The 18533-nt window shown below is 62.4% G+C and carries 15 protein-coding genes; 11 read left to right on the forward strand and 4 right to left on the reverse strand.

The window, feature by feature from the left end; translation table 11 throughout:
- Nucleotides 1–82: 82 nt before the first annotated feature.
- Nucleotides 83–1564: a Ppx/GppA phosphatase family protein gene (locus tag DFO48_RS20115; RefSeq protein ID WP_114864561.1), complete on the reverse strand. Its 1482-nt coding sequence runs from the start codon at nt 1562–1564 to the stop codon at nt 83–85.
- Nucleotides 1565–2004: 440 nt separating this feature from the next.
- On the opposite strand from DFO48_RS20115, the gene pstS reads away from it, so the two are divergent.
- The 7 genes from pstS (at nt 2005) to phoR (ending at nt 8719) form a co-directional block, all read left to right on the forward strand.
- Entirely contained in the window at nt 2005–3036 is a 1032-nt protein-coding gene (pstS, locus tag DFO48_RS20120; RefSeq protein ID WP_003080259.1) for a phosphate ABC transporter substrate-binding protein PstS, read from the forward strand.
- A 173-nt stretch (nt 3037–3209) separates the two neighbouring features.
- Nucleotides 3210–4148 carry a phosphate ABC transporter permease PstC gene (gene pstC, locus DFO48_RS20125; protein WP_034349891.1) on the forward strand — a complete coding sequence of 313 codons (939 nt, stop codon included), beginning with the start codon at nt 3210–3212 and terminating at the stop codon, nt 4146–4148.
- Nucleotides 4145–5035 (forward strand): phosphate ABC transporter permease PstA, encoded by an 891-nt coding sequence (pstA, locus tag DFO48_RS20130; RefSeq protein WP_114864562.1) that lies wholly within the window; start codon nt 4145–4147, stop codon nt 5033–5035. Before pstC ends, pstA begins: the two co-directional genes overlap by 4 nt.
- 17 nt (nt 5036–5052) lie before the next feature.
- On the forward strand, nt 5053–5829 hold the full coding sequence (gene pstB, locus DFO48_RS20135; protein ID WP_003080251.1) for a phosphate ABC transporter ATP-binding protein PstB: 777 nt from the start codon (nt 5053–5055) through the stop codon (nt 5827–5829).
- A 10-nt stretch (nt 5830–5839) separates the two neighbouring features.
- On the forward strand, nt 5840–6541 hold the full coding sequence (phoU, locus tag DFO48_RS20140; protein WP_003067322.1) for a phosphate signaling complex protein PhoU: 702 nt from the start codon (nt 5840–5842) through the stop codon (nt 6539–6541).
- Between the two features lie 18 nt (nt 6542–6559).
- On the forward strand, nt 6560–7255 hold the full coding sequence (gene phoB / locus DFO48_RS20145) for a phosphate regulon transcriptional regulator PhoB (protein WP_003080249.1): 696 nt from the start codon (nt 6560–6562) through the stop codon (nt 7253–7255).
- Between the two features lie 87 nt (nt 7256–7342).
- The gene (gene phoR, locus DFO48_RS20150; protein ID WP_114864563.1) at nt 7343–8719 is read left to right on the forward strand and encodes a phosphate regulon sensor histidine kinase PhoR; all 1377 of its coding nucleotides are present in this window, start codon (nt 7343–7345) and stop codon (nt 8717–8719) included.
- Here phoR and DFO48_RS20155 read toward each other — a convergent pair.
- From DFO48_RS20155 to DFO48_RS20165, 3 genes are all read right to left on the reverse strand, one after another.
- Nucleotides 8716–10089: an MATE family efflux transporter gene (locus DFO48_RS20155; RefSeq protein WP_114864564.1), complete on the reverse strand. Its 1374-nt coding sequence runs from the start codon at nt 10087–10089 to the stop codon at nt 8716–8718. The genes phoR and DFO48_RS20155 overlap by 4 nt on opposite strands.
- Entirely contained in the window at nt 10086–11813 is a 1728-nt protein-coding gene (locus DFO48_RS20160; protein WP_114864565.1) for a hypothetical protein, read from the reverse strand. Before DFO48_RS20160 ends, DFO48_RS20155 begins: the two co-directional genes overlap by 4 nt.
- Nucleotides 11814–11986: 173 nt before the next feature.
- Nucleotides 11987–12232: a type B 50S ribosomal protein L31 gene (locus tag DFO48_RS20165; RefSeq protein ID WP_003053459.1), complete on the reverse strand. Its 246-nt coding sequence runs from the start codon at nt 12230–12232 to the stop codon at nt 11987–11989.
- 356 nt (nt 12233–12588) lie between these two features.
- Between DFO48_RS20165 and DFO48_RS20170 the strand changes: the two genes are divergently transcribed.
- The 4 genes from DFO48_RS20170 (at nt 12589) to DFO48_RS20185 (ending at nt 18473) form a co-directional block, all read left to right on the forward strand.
- Nucleotides 12589–14292, forward strand: a complete 1704-nt coding sequence (locus tag DFO48_RS20170; RefSeq protein ID WP_114864566.1) for an alpha/beta hydrolase — start codon at nt 12589–12591, stop codon at nt 14290–14292.
- An 87-nt stretch (nt 14293–14379) separates the two neighbouring features.
- Nucleotides 14380–14853: a phasin family protein gene (locus DFO48_RS20175; protein WP_114864567.1), complete on the forward strand. Its 474-nt coding sequence runs from the start codon at nt 14380–14382 to the stop codon at nt 14851–14853.
- 183 nt (nt 14854–15036) lie between these two features.
- Complete coding sequence (locus tag DFO48_RS20180; protein ID WP_114864568.1) at nt 15037–17355, forward strand: DUF3141 domain-containing protein; 2319 nt, start codon at nt 15037–15039, stop codon at nt 17353–17355.
- Nucleotides 17352–18473: a bifunctional enoyl-CoA hydratase/phosphate acetyltransferase gene (locus DFO48_RS20185; RefSeq protein ID WP_114864569.1), complete on the forward strand. Its 1122-nt coding sequence runs from the start codon at nt 17352–17354 to the stop codon at nt 18471–18473. The genes DFO48_RS20180 and DFO48_RS20185 overlap by 4 nt, the downstream gene beginning before the upstream one ends.
- Nucleotides 18474–18533: the final 60 nt, after the last annotated feature.

The following is an 18533-nucleotide window of genomic DNA, read 5'->3' on the forward strand; positions in this document are numbered from 1 at the left end:
TTGAAGGGTTCTGCAGAATAAAAAAGGGACTGCCTCGCAGTCCCTTTGCCTTTTGCAGGCCGCGGCGGCCTGACTGGTGATATCAGCGCAGCTGCAGCTTCAGGCTCCAGGGCGTCTTGCTCCAGGCCATGGCTTCCTCTTCGAGCAGGCGGGCGGACTGCGGGTAGGTCAGCATCCAGCCCGAAGGAGTGGAGAGCTTGCATTCCGAGCCTGAGCGCTTGATCTGTATGCCCTGCATGTCAGGGTCGCGGCGGGTATGGCTCAACTGCACGGCAATGCGCAGTGCCATCAGCGGCAGGGCCAGCTGCGGCTCCTCGATGGCGTCTTCCAGCTTGCGCAGCTTGCCCTGGTGACCGAGCACCAGCTGGCAGATGCGCTGGCGCAGCTCGGGCTGCCAGGTGGCCAGACCGCAATGCTCGACGATATAGGCGCCGTGGCGATGGTAGTTGCTCAGTGCCACGCGCATGCCCACCTCGTGCAGCTGCGCCGCAATGGCCAGGGCCTGGGTGCTCTGCGCAGCGGTTTCTCCTGGCAGGATTTGCCGGTACAGCTCGCTGGCGATGCGCTGCACGCGCTGGGCATGAGGTGCGTCCACGCCGAAGTCCAGCTGCAGGGCGCCGACTTCCGCCGCTTCCTTGTCGGCAGGGGGCTCATGGTCGAGCAGGTCGTGCAAGGCTCCCTGGCGCAGTGCGCCCTGGGCGACTTCCAGCTCGGTAATGCCCAGCAGATCGACCACGGCCATCATCACGCTGATGCCGCCTGCGACCACGGGGCGGCGATCTTCCTTGAGGCCCGGCATGCGCAGGCGGTCCACATGGCCAATGTCCAGCAGCATCTCGTAGAGGTGGCGCAGCTTGGCGGGCGTGATCACCTGTCCGCCCAGGCCCTGTGCCGTCAGGGCATCGGCCACGGCATTGGCCGTGCCCGAGGAGGCATAGGCGCAGTCCCAGGCCGTGCCCGGGTAGGCGAACTGGGCCTGGGCCAGGCATTGCTTGGCAGCGGCAACGGCGGCCTGGAAGTTGGCCTTGTTCAATGCGCCATCGCTGAAGAAGCGGCTGCTCCAGGAGACGCTGCCCAGCGCATACGACGCCACTTGCATAGGCTGGCTGTGCTGGCCGATGATGATTTCGGTGGAGCGCCCGCCAATGTCGATGACCAGGCGTTTTTGCTGGCTGGGCGGCAGCGAGCTGGCCACGCCGCGATAGATGAGCCGGGCTTCTTCCTCGCCGGGGATGACTTCGATGGGAAAGCCCAGCAACTGGCTGCCACGCGTCACGAACTCGTCGGCATTCAGGGCCTCACGCAGGGTCTGGGTGGCGACGGCGCGCACATGCGTGGCATCAAAGCCCCTGAGGCGCTCGCCAAAGCGAGCCAGGCATTCCCAGCCGCGCTCCATGGCTTCGCGCGAGAGTTCCTGGCGCGAGTTCAGGCCGTTGCCCTGGCGCACGGTTTCCTTGAGATATTCCACGCGCTCGATGCGTTGATGCGAGCCGATGCGGCCTATTTCCAGGCGAAAACTATTGGAGCCAAGGTCTACGGCGGCAAGCAGCGATTCAGGAGCCATTTCTGAGCCAATCAATGCGTTGTTGTTATGCGGGTTGGGGCACGGGCAGAGCATGAGCGTGATGGAACTGGCGACACATGCACTGGGCAGTGGAATATGCAATACGGGCCGTCATCGAGCTTGAGGGGCGCTGGGTTCAACCTCTGCCAAGTCAGGTATTTGCAGGTATTAGCCCGATGGGGCTGCCAGAGTGCGGACACGCTGTGTGACAGACTATGTCATACATTGCCGGCGATCAGACTCCAGCGTTGCGACAAGCTGTTACCCAGGCCGAGCCTGCGGCTCAAGGCTCAGCAGTTTGCGAATGAAATATGACACTCGCATGACTGCTTTGGAGGTCTTTCACTCGGTTGCGCCTTGAAATTTCCATGTCACGACCTTGTCATAAAAGGTTTTTAAAGTTCACTCCATCGAATCTTTCAACCCTAAGAGGTCGTTTCATGAAGTTGTCCTTGATTCACGTTCTGGTGGCTGGTGCTCTGTCTGCAGCGGGTATTGCCAACGCCAGCCAGGAAGCCACAGGTGCCGGTGCGAGCTTCCCGGCTCCTCTGTATTCCAAGTGGGCTGCCGACTATCACAAGGCCACTGGCGTCAAGATTAACTATCAGTCCGTGGGCTCCAGCGCCGGCGTCAAGCAGATCGAAGCCAAGACCGTGGACTTTGGTGCTTCCGATGAACCCCTGAAGGATGACGAACTGGCCAAGAAGGGCCTGGTTCAGTTCCCCACCGTGATCGGCGGCATTGTTCCCGTGGTCAACATCAAGGGCGTGGCTCCCGGCCAGCTGAAGCTGTCGGGCCAGGTGCTGGGCGATATCTACCTGGGCAAGATCTCCAAGTGGAATGACCCCGCCATCACGGCTCTGAACCCCGGTGTGGCGCTGCCTGACGCCGCGATCGCTCCCGTGCGCCGCGCTGACGGCTCCGGCACCACCTTCGGCTTCACCAACTACCTCTCCAAGGTCAATGCCGAGTGGAAGGAAAAAGTGGGCGAGGGCAAGGCCGTGAACTGGCCCACCGGTGCCGGCGGCAAGGGTAACGAAGGCGTTGCCGCCTTTGTGGGTCGCCTGCCCAACTCCATCGGCTATGTCGAGTACGCCTATGTGAAGCAGAACAAGCTGACCTACACACAGCTGCAGAACAAGGAAGGCGCTTTTGTCTCTCCTGACGACGAGACCTTCAAGGCAGCTGCTGCCGGCGCTGACTGGGCCAAGAGCTTCTACCAGATCCTGACCAACCAGCCCGGCAAGAACGCCTGGCCCATCACCTCGGCAACCTTCATCCTGATGCACAAGACTCAGGAAAAGCCTGCTCAGGCCGCCACCTCGCTGAAGTTCTTCGACTGGGCTTACAAGCAAGGTGACAAGACTGCCGCCGACCTGGACTATGTGCCCATGCCTGACGCTGTCAAGAACGTGATCTTCAAGTCCTGGAACGACATCAAGGACGCTTCGGGCAAGGTTGTTTCCAAGTAACTTCGTGTCATCAGTGAGCAGCGGGCTGCCGTGCCGGACGGTATGTTCGCTGCTTGTTTCAACCCTTTGCGAATAAAGGCGCTCACGTGTCCACTACGTCGCCCTCCAGTTCGCTGGCTGCAGCCCCCACCGATGCCGCCAAGCGACGCTCTCCCTCTCCGCCACGTGCTCCGATGATCTCGGGACGTATGGCGGATCGTTTGTTTGGTGGCCTGGCACGCAGCGCAGCGATTTTGACGCTGGTGCTGCTGCTGGCCATCATGGTTTCGCTGATCATCGGTGCCTGGCCCGCCATCTCCGAATATGGTCTGGGTTTTCTGACCAGCAGTGTCTGGGACCCCGTGCAGGATCAATACGGCGGTCTGGTCATGATCTACGGCACGCTGGCCACTTCGGCCATCGCGCTCATCATTGCAGTGCCCGTGAGCTTCGGCATTGCCCTGTTTCTGACGGAACTCTCGCCCGCCTGGCTCAAGCGCCCGCTGGGCACGGCCATCGAGTTGCTGGCCGCAGTTCCCTCCATCGTTTACGGCATGTGGGGCCTGATGGTGTTCGGCCCCGTGCTGGCCACCTATGTGCAGCAGCCTCTGCAGAACCTGCTGACCGGTGTGCCCTATCTGGGCGCTTTTGTCTCCGGCCCTCCCGTGGGCATCGGTATTTTGTCGGCCGGCATCATTCTGGCCATCATGATCATCCCCTTCATCGCCTCCGTGATGCGCGATGTGTTCGAAGTCACGCCGGCGCTGCTCAAGGAGTCGGCCTACGGTCTGGGCTCCACGACCTGGGAAGTGGTCTGGAAAGTAGTGCTGCCCTATACCAAGACCGGCGTGCTGGGCGGCGTCATGCTGGGCCTGGGCCGCGCACTGGGCGAGACCATGGCCGTGACCTTTGTGATCGGCAACATGAACCAGCTCAATTCCCTGTCCGTGTTCGAGGCTGCGAACAGCATCACCTCGGCGCTGGCCAATGAGTTTGCCGAAGCGGGCGAGGGCCTGCATCAGGCGTCGCTGATCTATCTGGGTCTGGTGCTGTTCTTCATCACCTTTGTGGTGCTGGCCTGCTCCAAGCTGCTGCTCAACCGTCTGCAGAAGAACGAAGGAGCTCGCTCATGAGCCCGACTTCCACCTCCTCCAAAATGCTCGACGCAGCCGATCTGGCTGCGGTTCGTCAGGCCAAGTACAACAAGCGCAAGCACCTGAATCAGGTCGCGCTGACCCTGTCCATGGCCGCCATGCTGTTTGGCGTGTTCTGGCTGGTCTGGATTCTCTGGGAAACCATCCGCCAGGGTCTGGGCGGTCTGAACTTCGCCCTGTTCTCGCAGATGACGCCTCCCCCCAACGAGGAGGGCGGTATTGCCAATGCCATCTGGGGCTCGCTGATGATGGTGGCGCTGGCCACTTTCGTGGGCACGCCTATCGGCGTGATGGCCGGGGTCTATCTGGCCGAGTACGACAAAAAAGGCTGGTTGGCTTCCGTCACGCGTTTCGTCAACGACATTTTGCTGTCGGCCCCCTCCATCGTCATCGGTCTGTTTGTCTATACCGTGGTGGTGGTGCGCTTCAAGAGCTTCTCCGGCATGGCCGGCGTGATCGCGCTGGCGCTGATCGTGATTCCCGTGGTCATCCGCACCACGGAAAACATGCTGGTGCTGGTTCCCGCCAGCCTGCGTGAAGCGGCCTATGCGCTGGGTACGCCCAAGTGGAAGGTCATCATCATGGTGACCTTGCGCGCAGCCCGCGCCGGCGTGATCACCGGTGTTCTGCTGGCCGTGGCCCGTATTGCCGGCGAGACTGCTCCGCTGCTGTTCACGGCGCTGAACAACCAGTTCTGGAATGCCGACATGAGCAAGCCCATGGCCAGCCTGCCGGTCACCATCTTCAAATTTGCCATGAGCCCGTATGAGAACTGGCAGCAACTGGCCTGGGCCGGTGTCTTCCTCATCACTGTGGCTGTGCTGGGTCTGAATATCCTGGCGCGTTTCATCACCCGCCAGAAATAATTCGAAAGTTCAAGATCATGACTGCAACCACTGCTCCCGCCAACATCAAGCTGGCCGTGCGCGACCTGAACTTCTACTACGGCAAGTTTCATGCGCTGAAAAACATCAATCTCGATATTCCCGAGAAGAAGGTCACGGCCTTCATCGGCCCCTCGGGCTGCGGCAAGTCCACACTGCTGCGCACCTTCAACCGCATGTTCGAGCTCTATCCCGAGCAGCGCGCCGAAGGTCAGATCATGCTGGACGGCGACAACCTGCTGACCAGCAAGCAGGATGTGGCACTGATTCGTGCCAAGGTCGGCATGGTGTTCCAGAAGCCCACGCCGTTCCCGATGTCCATTTATGACAACATCGCTTTCGGCGTGAAGCTGTTCGAGAATCTCAACGCCTCGGACATGGACGACCGCGTGGAGTGGGCACTGCGCAAGGCTGCGCTGTGGAATGAAGTCAAGGACAAGCTGCAGCAAAGCGGATCGGGCCTGTCGGGCGGGCAGCAGCAGCGTCTTTGCATTGCGCGCGGCATTGCCATCAAGCCCGAGGTGCTGCTGCTCGACGAGCCCTGCTCGGCGCTGGACCCCATCTCCACGGCCAAGATCGAGGAGCTGATTGCGGAGTTGAAGAACGACTACACCGTGGTCATCGTGACACACAACATGCAGCAGGCCGCCCGTTGCAGCGATTACACGGCCTATATGTATCTGGGGGATCTGGTGGAGTTTGGCGACACCGAAAAAATGTTCTTCAAGCCCCAGCGCAAGGAAACGGAAGACTACATCACAGGCCGCTTCGGCTAAGGACTTAAAAATGACAGAAAAACATTTGTCCACGCAGTTCGACTCCGAACTCAATCGTGTCTCTGCCCGCGTCATGGAGCTTGGCGGTCTGGTCGAGTCGCAGATCAGCAATGCCGTCTATGCGCTGACCAGCTTCAGCACCGAGGCGGTTGAGCAGGTCATCAGCACCGAGCAGCGCGTCAACGCCATGGAGGTCGAGATCGACCATGAACTGTCGTCCATCATTGCGCGCCGCCAGCCCACGGCCCGCGACCTGCGCCTGCTGATCGCCTTCTCCAAGGCCACGGCCAACCTGGAGCGCATGGGCGACGAAGCCTGCAAGATGGCCCGTATGGTCAAGTCCATCATCGAAAGCGGCGCTGCCCGTTCGCTGCCCAGCGGCGAGTTGCGCATGGCTGCCCAGATGGCTTCCGAGCTGCTGCGCAAGACCCTGGATGCCTTCGCCCGACTGGACACCAAGGCGGCAGTGGCCATCTTGCGTGAAGACGATCTGATCGACGAAGAGTTCGACGGCTTTGTGCGCAAGCTCATCACCTACATGATGGAAGATCCGCGCACCATCTCCGCCAGCCTGGACCTGCTGTTCCTGGCCAAGGCCATCGAGCGTATCGGCGACCACTCCAAGAACGTGGCCGAGCTGATCATCTACCTGGTCGAGGGCAAGGATGTGCGCCATCAGACCATGGCTGAAATCGAATCTGCGGTGTTGTAAGACGGAGGCTACTCAGGGATGAAGAAGATGCCCATGGTCCTCATCGTGGAGGACGAACCTGCGATTGCAGAGTTGATCGCGGTCAATTTGAGGCATAACGGCTTCCAGCCCGTCTGGGCGGAAGACGGTGTTTCGGCGCAGCGCGAGCTCGATGCCGTGCTGCCCGACGTGATCTTGCTCGACTGGATGCTGCCCGGGGCCAGCGGTCTGTCTCTGGCCCGCAAATGGCGTGCCGACAGCCGCACCAAGGCCGTGCCCATTCTCATGCTGACGGCGCGCGGCGACGAGCCTGACAAGGTGGCGGGCCTGGATGCAGGGGCCGATGACTACATCACCAAGCCTTTCTCCACTCAGGAGCTGCTGGCCCGCATTCGTGCCGTGCTGCGCCGCCGTGCGCCTGAGCAGGTGCAGGACAAGGTCAGCATTGGCGAGCTGGTGCTGGATGCTGCGGCCCACCGCGTGAGCTGGCAGGGCGATCTGATCAAGATCGGTCCCACCGAGTTCAAGCTGCTCAACTATCTGATGAAGCACCCCGAGCGTGTGCACAGCCGTGCGCAGTTGCTCGACAAGGTCTGGGGCGATCATGTCTTCATTGAAGAGCGCACCGTGGACGTGCACGTCAAGCGCTTGCGAGAATCGCTGGGCGTGGCGGGTGTTCTGATTGAGACCGTGCGCGGTGCGGGCTACCGTTTCAGCGCCCAGGCCATGGCCTGACAGTACTTCCCCCCGAACCTCGGCCCGGCCTGGCTGGGTCGTCAAAAATCACAACTGAAAGCAAATATGGGGTGGCGTGGTTTTCGATTGTTGGCTTCTCAGCTCGCGGCAGCCGTGGTGGTATGGCTGCTGTGGGCCTATCTCGTTGCACCTGCTGCGACGGCGCTGCAGCAATGTGTGGCGGCCATGACGGGCGCCTTGATCGGCGGCTGGATATGGTGGCTGGTGGACAGCTGGAATGGCGCGCGTCTGCTGCACTGGCTGCGTCAGTCGGAGCTGGGCGCGGTGCCCAATCTGGCTGGTATCTGGGGCGAGGCCAGCGTGCGCATGCGCCGCTGGATTCGCCAGAGCGTGCAGCAGGTGCAGCAGGGCGACCAGCGGCTCAATGACATTCTGTCAGCCTTGCAGGCCAGTCCCAATGGTGTGGTGCTGCTCGATGCACAGGGCCGCATCGAATGGTGCAATCAGATTTCTGCCAGGCAGTTCGGCTTTGATGCCGAGCGCGACGTGCTGCAAAGCATCGGTAATCTGGTGCGAGATCCTCAGTTCAGTGCCTATTTTGCGGCGCAGGACTTCAGCCATGATCTGGTCATGCAGGGGCGTGAAAGCACGCCTTCGCGGCCGGTCAAGCTGTCGGTGCAGCTCTACGGCTATGGTGAAGGGCGCAAGCTGCTGCTGGCGCGCGATGTGACGGCGCTGGAGCAGGCCGAGGCCATGCGACGTGACTTCGTGGCCAATGTCTCCCACGAAATCCGCACGCCGCTGACGGTGCTGGCCGGTTTTGTCGAGACCCTGCAGAACCTGCCGCTCGAGGAAGACGAGCGCAGGCGCTATCTGGAGCTGATGGCCCAGCAGGCCGAGCGCATGCAGCATCTGGTCGAGGACCTGCTGACCTTGTCGCGCCTGGAGGGCAGCCCGCTGCCCAGCAACAATGACTGGGTGTCGGTGGCCCAGCTGCTCAATCGCTGTGAGAACGAGGCTCGCGGCCTGTCCAATGCCTTGACGCGCAAGCAGGCCAAACCCCATGTGCTGAACTTTCCTGATGAGCAGGCACTGCGGCAGGCCGGAGACCTGGCAGGCGCGAGCGCAGAACTGCACAGTGCGTTTTCCAATCTGCTGGCCAATGCCATGCGCTACACGCCGGCCGGCGGGCAGATCGATGTGCGCTGGCAACTGCTGCCCGATGGATCGGCCCGCTTTGCCGTCAAGGACTCCGGCCCCGGCATCGACGAAAAGCACGTGTCGCGTCTGACGGAGCGCTTTTATCGCGTGGACCGCAGCCGCTCGCGTGACACGGGCGGCACCGGCCTGGGGCTGGCCATCGTCAAGCATGTGCTGCAGCGGCATGGCGCCAGGCTCAGCATCCAGAGTGAGCTGGGCAAGGGCTCGGAATTCGCCGTCACCTTCCCGCCCAGCCGTGTGCGGGCGGCTGCTGAAGTGCCCGCCAAGGCACTTCCTCACTAGGAGGCACTAGGCTCGGCCTGCGGCTTTGGGGGGCGTATGGCTCTGTGCAAAATGCTGCTGAAGGCCATGGCAGTGACAAACAGGGCTGCCGCGCTGCACACCCACAAGGGCATGGGCGTGGCCTGCCAGTCCCGCCAGCCTTCGGCTGCCTGCCATCGGTAGGTCAGCCAATAGCCAAGGCCCAGGCCGCCGCCCCACAGCAGCAGGCAATAGATCACCAGAGGCGCCACGGTCACGCGATAGCAGCGCAGCACGAAAATGCAATAGGTCTGCACGCAGTCCGCCACATGGTATGCGGCCACGCAGATCAGCAGCCAGGACGTCATGGCCAGCACCCGTGGGGAGTCGGTGTAGATGTCTGCAATCCAGGTGCGAGCGATCAAGAGCGTAGCTGCTGTCGCAATACCGATGAGCAGAGCAAGCTTGAAACACTGTTGAATCAGCGTCCTGGCCTGGGCTTCGTCACCGGCGCCGCGCCAGTAGCTGACGCGGGCGCTGGTGGCAATGGCCAGAGACAGCGGCACCATATAGCAGATGGCGGCCAGATTGGCGGCGATCTGGTGGCTGGCAGACGAGAGCGAGCCCTGCCTTGCCACATACAGGGCCATGAGGGTGAAGGAGGTGACTTCCACCAGAATGGCCAGGCCTGCAGGGATGCCAAGGCGGCAGAAGCGGCCCAGTTGCAGCCAGTCAGGGCGCTCCAGCCTCTGCCAAAGCGCCAGCGGAGCATAGAAGTCCTGAGTGCGCATCAGCCACAGGGCCACGGCAAACATGGTGTAGTTGACCAGCAGCGTGGCCAGTGCGCAGCCCACTGCTCCCAGGGGGGCAAGGCCCAGTCCGCCAAAGGTGAACCAGATGGACAAGGGGATCTTGATCAGCAGTGAGATGAGTTGCAGCCAGGTGACCAGCTTGGGGTGGCCCAGCGCCTGGTTGAGCGCGCTGTAGATGCGAAACAGCAGCGCCGGCGGCAAGCCCCAGGCCAGTACGGCGAGATAGCGCTTGACCTCCAGTTGCAGCGCATCGGGCACATCGGTCCAGCGCAGCAGTGCGTCGGGCATGAGCAGCACCGCCATGCCCAGCACACAGGCCAGTGCACACAGATACATGGACTGGCGCAGAGAATGGCCGATGGCCTGGGGCTGACCGGCGCCACGCTGCTCGGACCACAAGGGCAGAAGAGCCTGAAAGATACCCATCAGCGAGGCATAGACACTGATGAAAATGGCCGACCCTACGGAGAGGGCGGCGACGGCATCGTTGGAGTAGCGGCTGGCCACGATGGTATCGGTGGTGCCGAAGGCCATGACGGCCAGCTGCCCGGCCAGCACGGTACCTGCATGCCGGCCGATGTATTGCAGCTCGCCTTTCATGGCGCGGCTTTGGGGCCGGTGTACTTGAGCAGTACCAGGACTTCCTTCTGACCTGCCAGACGGGTGATGCGGCTGACTTCATCCCAGCCTTGACGCAGCTTGCGATTGTGATCGCCCGCCCAACGGTCTGCGTCGACCAGTGCCCAGCCGCAGTCGCCTGGATTGCTGCGACGCAATAGCGCCGTATCCACATGGGTGTAGTAGCGTACGGCCGCAATCTGCGAACGGCCCAGGCCGTAGGTCAGCACGCAGCTTGTGGCTCCGTTGTGCTTGAGTTCGCCGCCCAGCTGTGTCATCTGGAATTCATAGCTGCGAGCATGATCCAGCGGCTCCATCCAGAGTGTGGACAGCAGCACCCAGCTCAGTGTGGCGCCGCCGGCCGGAAGCACCAGACTCTTCCAGATGGCTGCACGATTGCGCGAGGTGCGCCAGACCACCAGCACAAACCAGCCGGCTGTGGCGATCAGCGCCACGATGACCGTGGGCCAGGAGATGCTTGCTTCGAATTGAGGGGCGAGGCGCGCAATATTGGCGGCGATCTTGGGCGGGAATCCGGTCTGAAACGCCAGCCAGACCACCCAGATGGCAATCGCGGATGCCGTAAAGAACAGCAGCGTGAACCAGTCGATCAGCGCGCTGATGCTGCGGCGGAAAGTGGGCAGGGCGAAGGCGGCCAGGGTGGCAATGGCCGGAAGTCCCAGCAGCAGGGCGCGATCGGCCGGGGTGCTGCTCAGGCAGGCGGCCACAGGGACGGTGGCAAACAGCAGGGCGATGGACAGATGCGGGTTGTGGCCGGGGTGTGCAATCTGGCGGCGCCAGACCCACAGCGTCCACAAAGCCAGGGGCCAGGCAGGCCAGCAGAACCACAGCAGCAGCTGCAGCAGTGCGCTCCAGTCCTTGAGCGAATCGACGAGATGCCAGACCCATTGATCCAGTGCGGTGGTCAGGCTGGCGGCCAGCACCGTGGCGGCCATCCAGGCTGCGGCCCAGATGCGTGCCTGGCGGTGTGAGCGGCCCGGGCTGTCGCCCCAGCTGCGCTGGGTGAAGGCGATCACACTGCCGCCCAGTCCGAACAGCACGGCAAGCGTGGGGGCGCCGCTCAGCGCCAGTCCCAGCAGGCCGAATATCAGTGCTGCCGCTGACTTCCTGGGGTGATAGGCCATGGCTGCAGCTGCGAAGAACAGCAGTGCCGTGCAGCCCAGCTGAGTGACGTAGCTGGTGGTTTCGTGCGAGAGCTGGGCCAGGCCCAGGCAGGCAACCAGGGCCAGCAAGGCCGCGTCGGCCATGGCGCGGGCGTAGTCGATCAGCTGCGCCTCTCCGCCAAAGGCAAAGGCCACGGGCTGCGCACCCGGCGTGCGTGCAAGGTAATAGGCGCCCCACCAGGTGGCTCCCAGGGTCAGGATCAGCAAGGCGATGAACGGCAGGCGCGCAGCCATCTCGGCGCCGAGCAGCCACTCGAAGCCCAGCAGGGACAGGGCGCCCAGCCAGTAGGGCAGCAGACCGTCGATGCTGGGAGCCAGACCCGAAAGCGTGGGAGACAGCCAGTCGGTATGACCCAGTGCCAGCTCGCGCATGTAGCCGAAGGCCTCCATGTCGTTGGAGCGCCAGGGGCCGCGCATGACAAAGCCGGGAATCACATAGGCCAGGCACAGCAAAAGCAGGGCCCAGCGCGGCAGTCGGCGCACGGCGCTTTGGGCAACGATGGCAGGTGTGGGCTGGTTCACGCAATCAATCCGGTAGCGGCGGTGCGAGTCTGCACGGCCTGATCAGGCGAGAGCGCCCGGGTTCGGAGCGCTTGGTGCTCCGATGATAGGAGCATTGGGATGCCGCGGAGCAGCTCCCAAAAAGAAAAGGCAGCACGGTTGCCCGAGCTGCCTTTTCAGCAAAAAAGTAAGATTTACTTCTTGCCGAAGCGGTTGCGGAACTTCTCCACGCGGCCACCCATGTTGTCCACCGACTTTTGTGTGCCAGTGTAGAAGGGGTGCGATTCAGAAGTGGTATCCAGCTTGAACAGAGGGTACTCTTTACCTTCGAAGTTTTCGGTTTCCTTGGTGGAAACGCAAGAACGTGTCACGAACTTGAAGCCGTTGGACATGTCAACGAACAGAACTTCGCGGTAATTGGGGTGAATGCCTTCTTTCATGATCTTTCCTTTGGTCAAGTGCGGGAGCCGCACCAGCCTGTCCGGTGTACTTTCCGCATAAAAGCTCTACATTATTGCACACAATGAGAAAACAGTGCCGCATGCGTCAGCGGTCGGTGGTGTGCATTCAGCTTGCAAACCATGGCCAGCAGCTTCGGTGGCAGGCTTGATCCAGGCAAGGCTGCAGAGCTCTTTTCGCTGCAGTAGCCCGGCGTTTGGGGCCGGCAGCCGCATGCCGGAGCGCTTGCGGCGGCGGGAGCTTGATGTGGCTCAACTCCGGGCAGGCCGTGACTATGCAACAACTTCTGCAGCGCATAAGATGTTGCGTTATTGCCATGCAGCAAAAAGGGGCCGCTATGGTTGACCGCAAGGCCGAAGCTCAGTTCAGTTCCAGCCAGCAGCTTGATCAAGCAGTGCGTGCGATGTGGGCGCAGCAGTGGCTGTCGGTTTCCCCCGAGTCCCAATGGCAGGCCTGGATGGATTGGGCCGGCAATCTTGCCATCAGCCCGGCAAAGCGTCTGGATCTGGCACGGCTGGCGCTGGAGGAATGGGGCAGGCTTTGTTATGGCGGGCCACAGACGCAGGAGGCAGAACGTCTCTTTCAGGCTCCTGAATGGAAGCAATGGCCGTTCACGGTCATGAGTGCCGCATTCGTCGCCCAGCAACGCTGGTGGCAGGCTGCCAGCCAAGGCGTTGCAGGTGTTGAAAAACATCACGAGCGTCTGGTCGGGTTCTGGGGCAGGCAGTGGCTGGATATGCTTTCGCCCGCGAACTTTTTTGCCACCAACCCGATAGTTCTGGAACGTACCGCCAAAGAGGGCGGGGCGAATCTGGTGCGTGGCTTCCAGTACCTGATGGAAGATGTGCATGCCCAGCTCACCAACAAGCTGCCTGCGGGCTGCGAGGAGTTTCAGGTGGGGCGCGATGTGGCCGTCACCGCTGGCAAGGTGGTGCTGCGCAACCAGCTGATGGAGCTGATCCAGTACGCACCGACCACCGACAAGGTCCATCCCGAGCCGGTATTGATCATGCCGGCCTGGATCATGAAGTACTACATCTTGGATCTTTCGCCACACAATTCGCTGATCAGGTATCTGGTCGACCAAGGGCATACGGTGTTCTGCGTCTCCTGGAAGAATCCCGATGCCGGAGATCGAGATCTGGGCATGGACGACTATATCGAGCTGGGCTGGCGCGCTGCGCTGGATGCTGTCACGGCAATCGTTCCGGGGCAGAAGGTACATGCTGCAGGCTATTGTCTGGGCGGAACCTTGCTGGCCATTGCAGCGGCCGCGATGGCGCGCGATGGAGACGAGCGTCTGGCATCGATGACCTTGCTGGCCGCGCAGACCGATTTCACCGAACCCGGCGAGCTGGCGCTGTTCATCGACGAAGCACAGGTCAGCCTGCTTGAGGCCCAGATGGCCCAGCAAGGCTATCTGCGCGCTGATCAGATGGCGGGCGCGTTCCTGATGCTGCGCTCCCATGATCTGCTGTGGTCGCGCATGGTCAATCAATACCTGCTGGGCGAGCGGGCACCGATGAGCGATCTCATGGCCTGGAATGCCGACGCCACGCGCATGCCAGCCAGGATGCACTCGCAATACCTGCGCCGTCTGTTTCTGAATAACGATCTCAGTGAAAGCCGCTATCCGGTCGATGGCAAGCCGGTCTCGCTCCTCAATCTGCAAGTGCCCATCTTTTGTGTGGGAACGCTCACCGATCATGTAGCGCCTTGGCAATCGGTATTCAAGCTGCACCACCACACTGCGGCTGAAATCACCTTTGTGCTGACGAGTGGCGGCCACAACGCCGGCATTGTCAGCGAGCCCGGCCATCCGCGACGCCGCTACCAGTTGCTCACGCGGTCTGTCGGCGCGCAGGACGTTGTCGCCCAGCAGTGGCAGCAAGAGGCCGAGCAGCGCCAGGGCTCCTGGTGGCCGGCATGGGACGAGTGGCTCAAAAACAGATCCGGCACACCGATAGCTCCGCCGCGCATGGGCGGCACGAGCGGCGGGCCCCTGCATGACGCTCCGGGCCAGTACGTGCTCGGGCATTGAGTTTTCAAAAGCCGTTTGGTCACGGTGATATGCCGGACGGTCCGCCAGCCTCTCGATAGGCACCACCATCACCATAGGGAGAACGATATGAGTATTCAAGCGACCCCCCTGAATCTGTTCAAGGCCAATGCCGAGCTGCAACTGCGCATCGCTCAGCTCATGCGTGAAAGTGGCCATCGCTGGCTGGAGGCGGCGCAGCACAGCAGTGCTACCGGCATCAGCGAAACCACGGCAGAGCTGCAAAGCCTGCTGCGTGCCGAAGACTGGCAATCGCTGGCCAGCCTGCCCGCCGAGACTTTCATGCGCAGGCTCGAGGACCGCATGAGCGATGCCAAGAGCTCCAGCGATATCGCGATCAAGAACCAGCAGGCTTTTGCCAGCGGTCTGCAGCAGGCCCTGGAGGCCTGGCAAAAATCTGTGGCCGAGGCCCTGCGTGCAGACGGCACGCCCAATCAGCCCGCTTTGCCACTGCAGGACATCTTCAAGCAATGGCTGTCTGCCTGGACGCCGGCCACTCAGGACCCCGCTCAGGCCAAGAGCGGCAAAGCAGCTCAGAAGTAGGCAATCGGCTGGCGCAGCTTCAGCACAGGATGGCGACGCTGCCGCCTGCGGGCCGGCTGATCAGCTGGCTCTCCATTGCAAAAAATCCGATGTTTTCGGCGTTTTGTGGTGACCCATAAAACGCTGGATGCTATTGTTTTTGAATCTTCTTGAGACAGAAGATTGTGACTTCGGGAGCAAGACATGAGCAAACCCAGCGGGGTCGGTCCGTCGACCAACGGGTCTGTTGATCCTTTTGCATGGTGGCGGGCCGCCGGGGCCTATGCGGTGGATGCCGCTCAACGTGCGGTGCTGTATGCCGACATCGAGCGGCAGGTGGGCGACCAGTACCGGACCCAGCGTGAGGCCAGGATGCCCAACGTGCTGCATTTCCCCGCAGAGCTCGTGATGTCGGGGCTGGAGCTCCCAAGACCCGTCAACTATGGCCTGGTGCGCATTCAGGCGTCCGAAGATCGGCCTGCCGACCCCGCCAAGCGTCCATTCGTCGTGATAGATCCACGCGCCGGGCATGGCCCGGGCATAGGTGGCTTCAAGCCCCATAGCGAGATCGGTGCGGCGCTGGAGGCCGGTCACCCTTGCTACTTCGTCGGCTTTCTGCCTGATCCCGTACCTGGTCAGACGGTGGAGGACGTGATGCGTGCCGAGGCCGCATTCATGCGTCGCGTGGCCGAGCTTCACCCCGAGAGTGAGGGCAAGCCTGCGGTCATCGGCAACTGCCAGGCGGGCTGGCAGATCCTGATGACGGCCGCTGTCTGGCCCGAGCTGTTCGGGCCCATCATTGTTGCCGGAGCGCCCCTGTCGTACTGGGCCGGAGACAATCCCATGCGTTATTCGGGCGGGCTCCTCGGGGGCAGCTGGATGACGGCACTGGCCAGCGATCTGGGTAACGGCCGCTTCGACGGTGCCCATCTGGTGCAGAACTTCGAGCAGCTCGATCCGGCCAACACGCTCTGGAGCAAGCAGTACAAGGTCTATGCGAATGCCGACACCGAAGCCGAGCGCTATCTAGACTTCGAGAAATACTGGGGTGGCTATGTCTTCCTCAACGATGTGGAGATGCAGTACATCGTCGACAATCTGTTCATAGGCAACAGGCTGTCGACGGCCCAGTTGCTGACATCGGACGGGGTGCGCATCGATCTGCGCGATATCCGCTCGCCCATCCTGGTGTTCTGCTCCTATGGCGACAACATCACGCCGCCGGCCCAGGCTCTGGGCTGGATCACCGATCTGTACGCCAGCGACGGCGACGTGCGCGCTCATGACCAGACCATCATCTTCAGCACGCACGACAGCATCGGTCATCTGGGCATCTTTGTTTCGGGCGCCGTCGGCAGCAAGCAGCACCGCAAGTTCGCCAGTGCCATCGAGCAGATCAATCTGCTGCCGGCAGGCATCTATCGCGCCAGCGTTGACGATGCCACGAAGCAGGAGCAAAAGCTGCTCCATGATCCTTATCTGCTGAGCATCCGTGCCAGCGGCATCGATGAAGTGCGCGATATCGTCAAGCCCGATCCCGAGTCCGATCGCCGTTTCGACGCGGCGGCCCGGGTATCCGACATCAACCTGGCTCTGTATCGCAGCATGTGGCAACCCTGGGTGCGTGCGCTGAGCACTTCCCAATCGGCACACTGGTTGCAGACCTTGCATCCCATGCGCCTGCAATTCGAGGCCTGGAGCAGCCAGCACCCGCTGGCTTGCCTGATACGCAGCAGCGCCCAATACATACGCGAACATCGCCAGCCCGTGGATGAGGCCAATCCATGGCTGCACATGCAGCAGCAGTGCTCGGCTGCATTGGATCGCGCTCTCGATGATTTCCGCGACCGGCGTGACCACATCTACGCCCTGTGGTTCGACATGCTCTATGGCTCGCCGCTCATGCAGGCGCTGGCTGGGCATGCTTATGGCGAGAGCGCACCAGTGCGCCAGCATCCTGGCTCCACCCCCGAGCATCTGGCGCTGATGGCGGCCAGGCAGCAACAGATCAAGAGCAGGGTGGATCAAGGGGGCGTGCTCGAGGCCACGCTGCGCGGCTTGCTGAGCGTGCTCTCCCAGCGTCGCGCTGTGGACGAGCGCTACTACCACCTGGCTGCGCAATTGCTGGAGCAGCAGGCGCCTGGGCGCTGGAGTCTGGCCGAGCTGCGAGCCGCCATCCGCGAGCAGACCCTGGTGATGAGGCAATGCGGCAGCGCTGCCATCGAAGCCATTCCTGGCCTGCTGAAGAACACGCCTGCCGACACCATCCGCAAGGCCGGCGAGGCCATCACCCAGATGGCAGCCATCGATAAGGAGCCTGGCGCGCAGGATGATGCCGTGAGACATGCCTTGCAGCAGGTGCAGGCCTTGTTCGAGCAGGCCGTGCTGGCGCAGCAGCCCCGGATACAGGAGCCTCTCGAGCTGGTGCCGGCTCCGGTACAGACTCCTGCAGCTCCCCAGCGGGCTGCAGCTGCTGCGCGACGTAAACCCGCCGCCCCACGCGGCAAGAAAGGAGTGCGATGAGTCAACCGAGCCCAGACATGACGCAGCAGCCGTTTGAGGGCATAGCCGTCGGCGACAGCCTGCGCGTTACCGTGGCTTCCCGTGACGCGGGCACGCTGACGCTGCTCTGCGCCCACGATGCACAGCCCCGGCAGCCAGCCGTGCAGCAAGCGGCGTCCATGTCATCAGGCGGCGCGGCGCAGCCGCTTGACGTTGCCTCACATCACGGCCTGACCCGGCTGCTGGCGGCTGTCAAGGAACTGCCGCCGGTTCGCGTGGGGGTCGTTCATCCCTGCGATGCCACCAGCCTGTCCGCCGCGCTTGATGCGCATCGGCTGGGGCTGATCGAGCCGGTCCTGATCGCTCCGCGCGCCAGGCTGGAGGCGGTTGCACTTGCGCAGGGGGTCGAGCTGCAGGGCCTGCGCATCGAGGACGTGCCGCACAGTCATGCAGCAGCCGAGCTTGGTGCCAGACTTGCCGCCAGCGGCGAAGTCGAGGCACTGATGAAAGGCAGTCTGCACACCGACGAGCTGATGGCGGCTGTCGTTGCCGGCAGTGCCGGGTTGCGCACCAAGAGGCGTGTAAGCCATTGCTTTGTGTTGCAGACGGCCAGCTATCCACGCCCCTTCATCGTCACCGACGCTGCCATCAACCTGGCCCCCGATCTGTTGCAGAAGGCCGATATCGCACGCAATGCCATCGAGCTGGCACAGGTTCTGGGCGTGGCAAGGCCCAGGCTCGCCATCCTCGCCGCCGTCGAGACGGTCAACCCCAACATGCCCGCGACACTGGATGCTGCCGCACTGTGCAAGATGGCCGACCGGGGCCAGATCACCGGAGGCGTGCTGGACGGACCGCTGGCTTTCGACAATGCAGTCTCCATCGAGGCCGCGCGCACCAAGGGCATCGCTTCGCCAGTGGCCGGTCAGGCCGACATCCTGCTGGTGCCCGATCTGGAAAGCGGCAATATGCTGGCAAAGCAGCTCATGTACCTGGGCGGCGCAGCCAGCGCAGGCATCGTGCTTGGCGCCAAGGTACCCATCGTGCTGACCAGCCGCGCGGATTCGCGCGAATCCCGCATTGCATCCTGTGCGATTGCGCTGCTGCTCGCACATCACTACCGGCAGACGCCGCCCTGAAAAGCATGGCCGATGGCGCCAGGCTGGCAGTTGCCACGGTCTGTGCTCTGTCGGCAGACA

Source organism: Comamonas sp. AG1104 (assembly GCF_003350425.1).
GTDB lineage: Bacteria > Pseudomonadota > Gammaproteobacteria > Burkholderiales > Burkholderiaceae_C > Comamonas > Comamonas testosteroni.

What these genes read in the sequence shown, in the direction of transcription:
- DFO48_RS20185 (WP_114864569.1), top strand. Translation starts at nt 17,352, where the DNA reads ATGAGTCAACCGAGCCCAGACATGACGCAGCAGCCGTTTGAGGGCATA.
- DFO48_RS20180 (WP_114864568.1), top strand. Translation starts at nt 15,037, where the DNA reads ATGAGCAAACCCAGCGGGGTCGGTCCGTCGACCAACGGGTCTGTTGAT.
- DFO48_RS20155 (WP_114864564.1), bottom strand. Translation starts at nt 10,089, where the DNA reads ATGAAAGGCGAGCTGCAATACATCGGCCGGCATGCAGGTACCGTGCTG.
- DFO48_RS20170 (WP_114864566.1), top strand. Translation starts at nt 12,589, where the DNA reads ATGGTTGACCGCAAGGCCGAAGCTCAGTTCAGTTCCAGCCAGCAGCTT.
- pstA (WP_114864562.1), top strand. Translation starts at nt 4,145, where the DNA reads ATGAGCCCGACTTCCACCTCCTCCAAAATGCTCGACGCAGCCGATCTG.
- DFO48_RS20175 (WP_114864567.1), top strand. Translation starts at nt 14,380, where the DNA reads ATGAGTATTCAAGCGACCCCCCTGAATCTGTTCAAGGCCAATGCCGAG.
- phoU (WP_003067322.1), top strand. Translation starts at nt 5,840, where the DNA reads ATGACAGAAAAACATTTGTCCACGCAGTTCGACTCCGAACTCAATCGT.
- pstC (WP_034349891.1), top strand. Translation starts at nt 3,210, where the DNA reads ATGATCTCGGGACGTATGGCGGATCGTTTGTTTGGTGGCCTGGCACGC.
- phoB (WP_003080249.1), top strand. Translation starts at nt 6,560, where the DNA reads ATGAAGAAGATGCCCATGGTCCTCATCGTGGAGGACGAACCTGCGATT.
- DFO48_RS20165 (WP_003053459.1), bottom strand. Translation starts at nt 12,232, where the DNA reads ATGAAAGAAGGCATTCACCCCAATTACCGCGAAGTTCTGTTCGTTGAC.
- pstB (WP_003080251.1), top strand. Translation starts at nt 5,053, where the DNA reads ATGACTGCAACCACTGCTCCCGCCAACATCAAGCTGGCCGTGCGCGAC.
- DFO48_RS20115 (WP_114864561.1), bottom strand. Translation starts at nt 1,564, where the DNA reads ATGGCTCCTGAATCGCTGCTTGCCGCCGTAGACCTTGGCTCCAATAGT.
- pstS (WP_003080259.1), top strand. Translation starts at nt 2,005, where the DNA reads ATGAAGTTGTCCTTGATTCACGTTCTGGTGGCTGGTGCTCTGTCTGCA.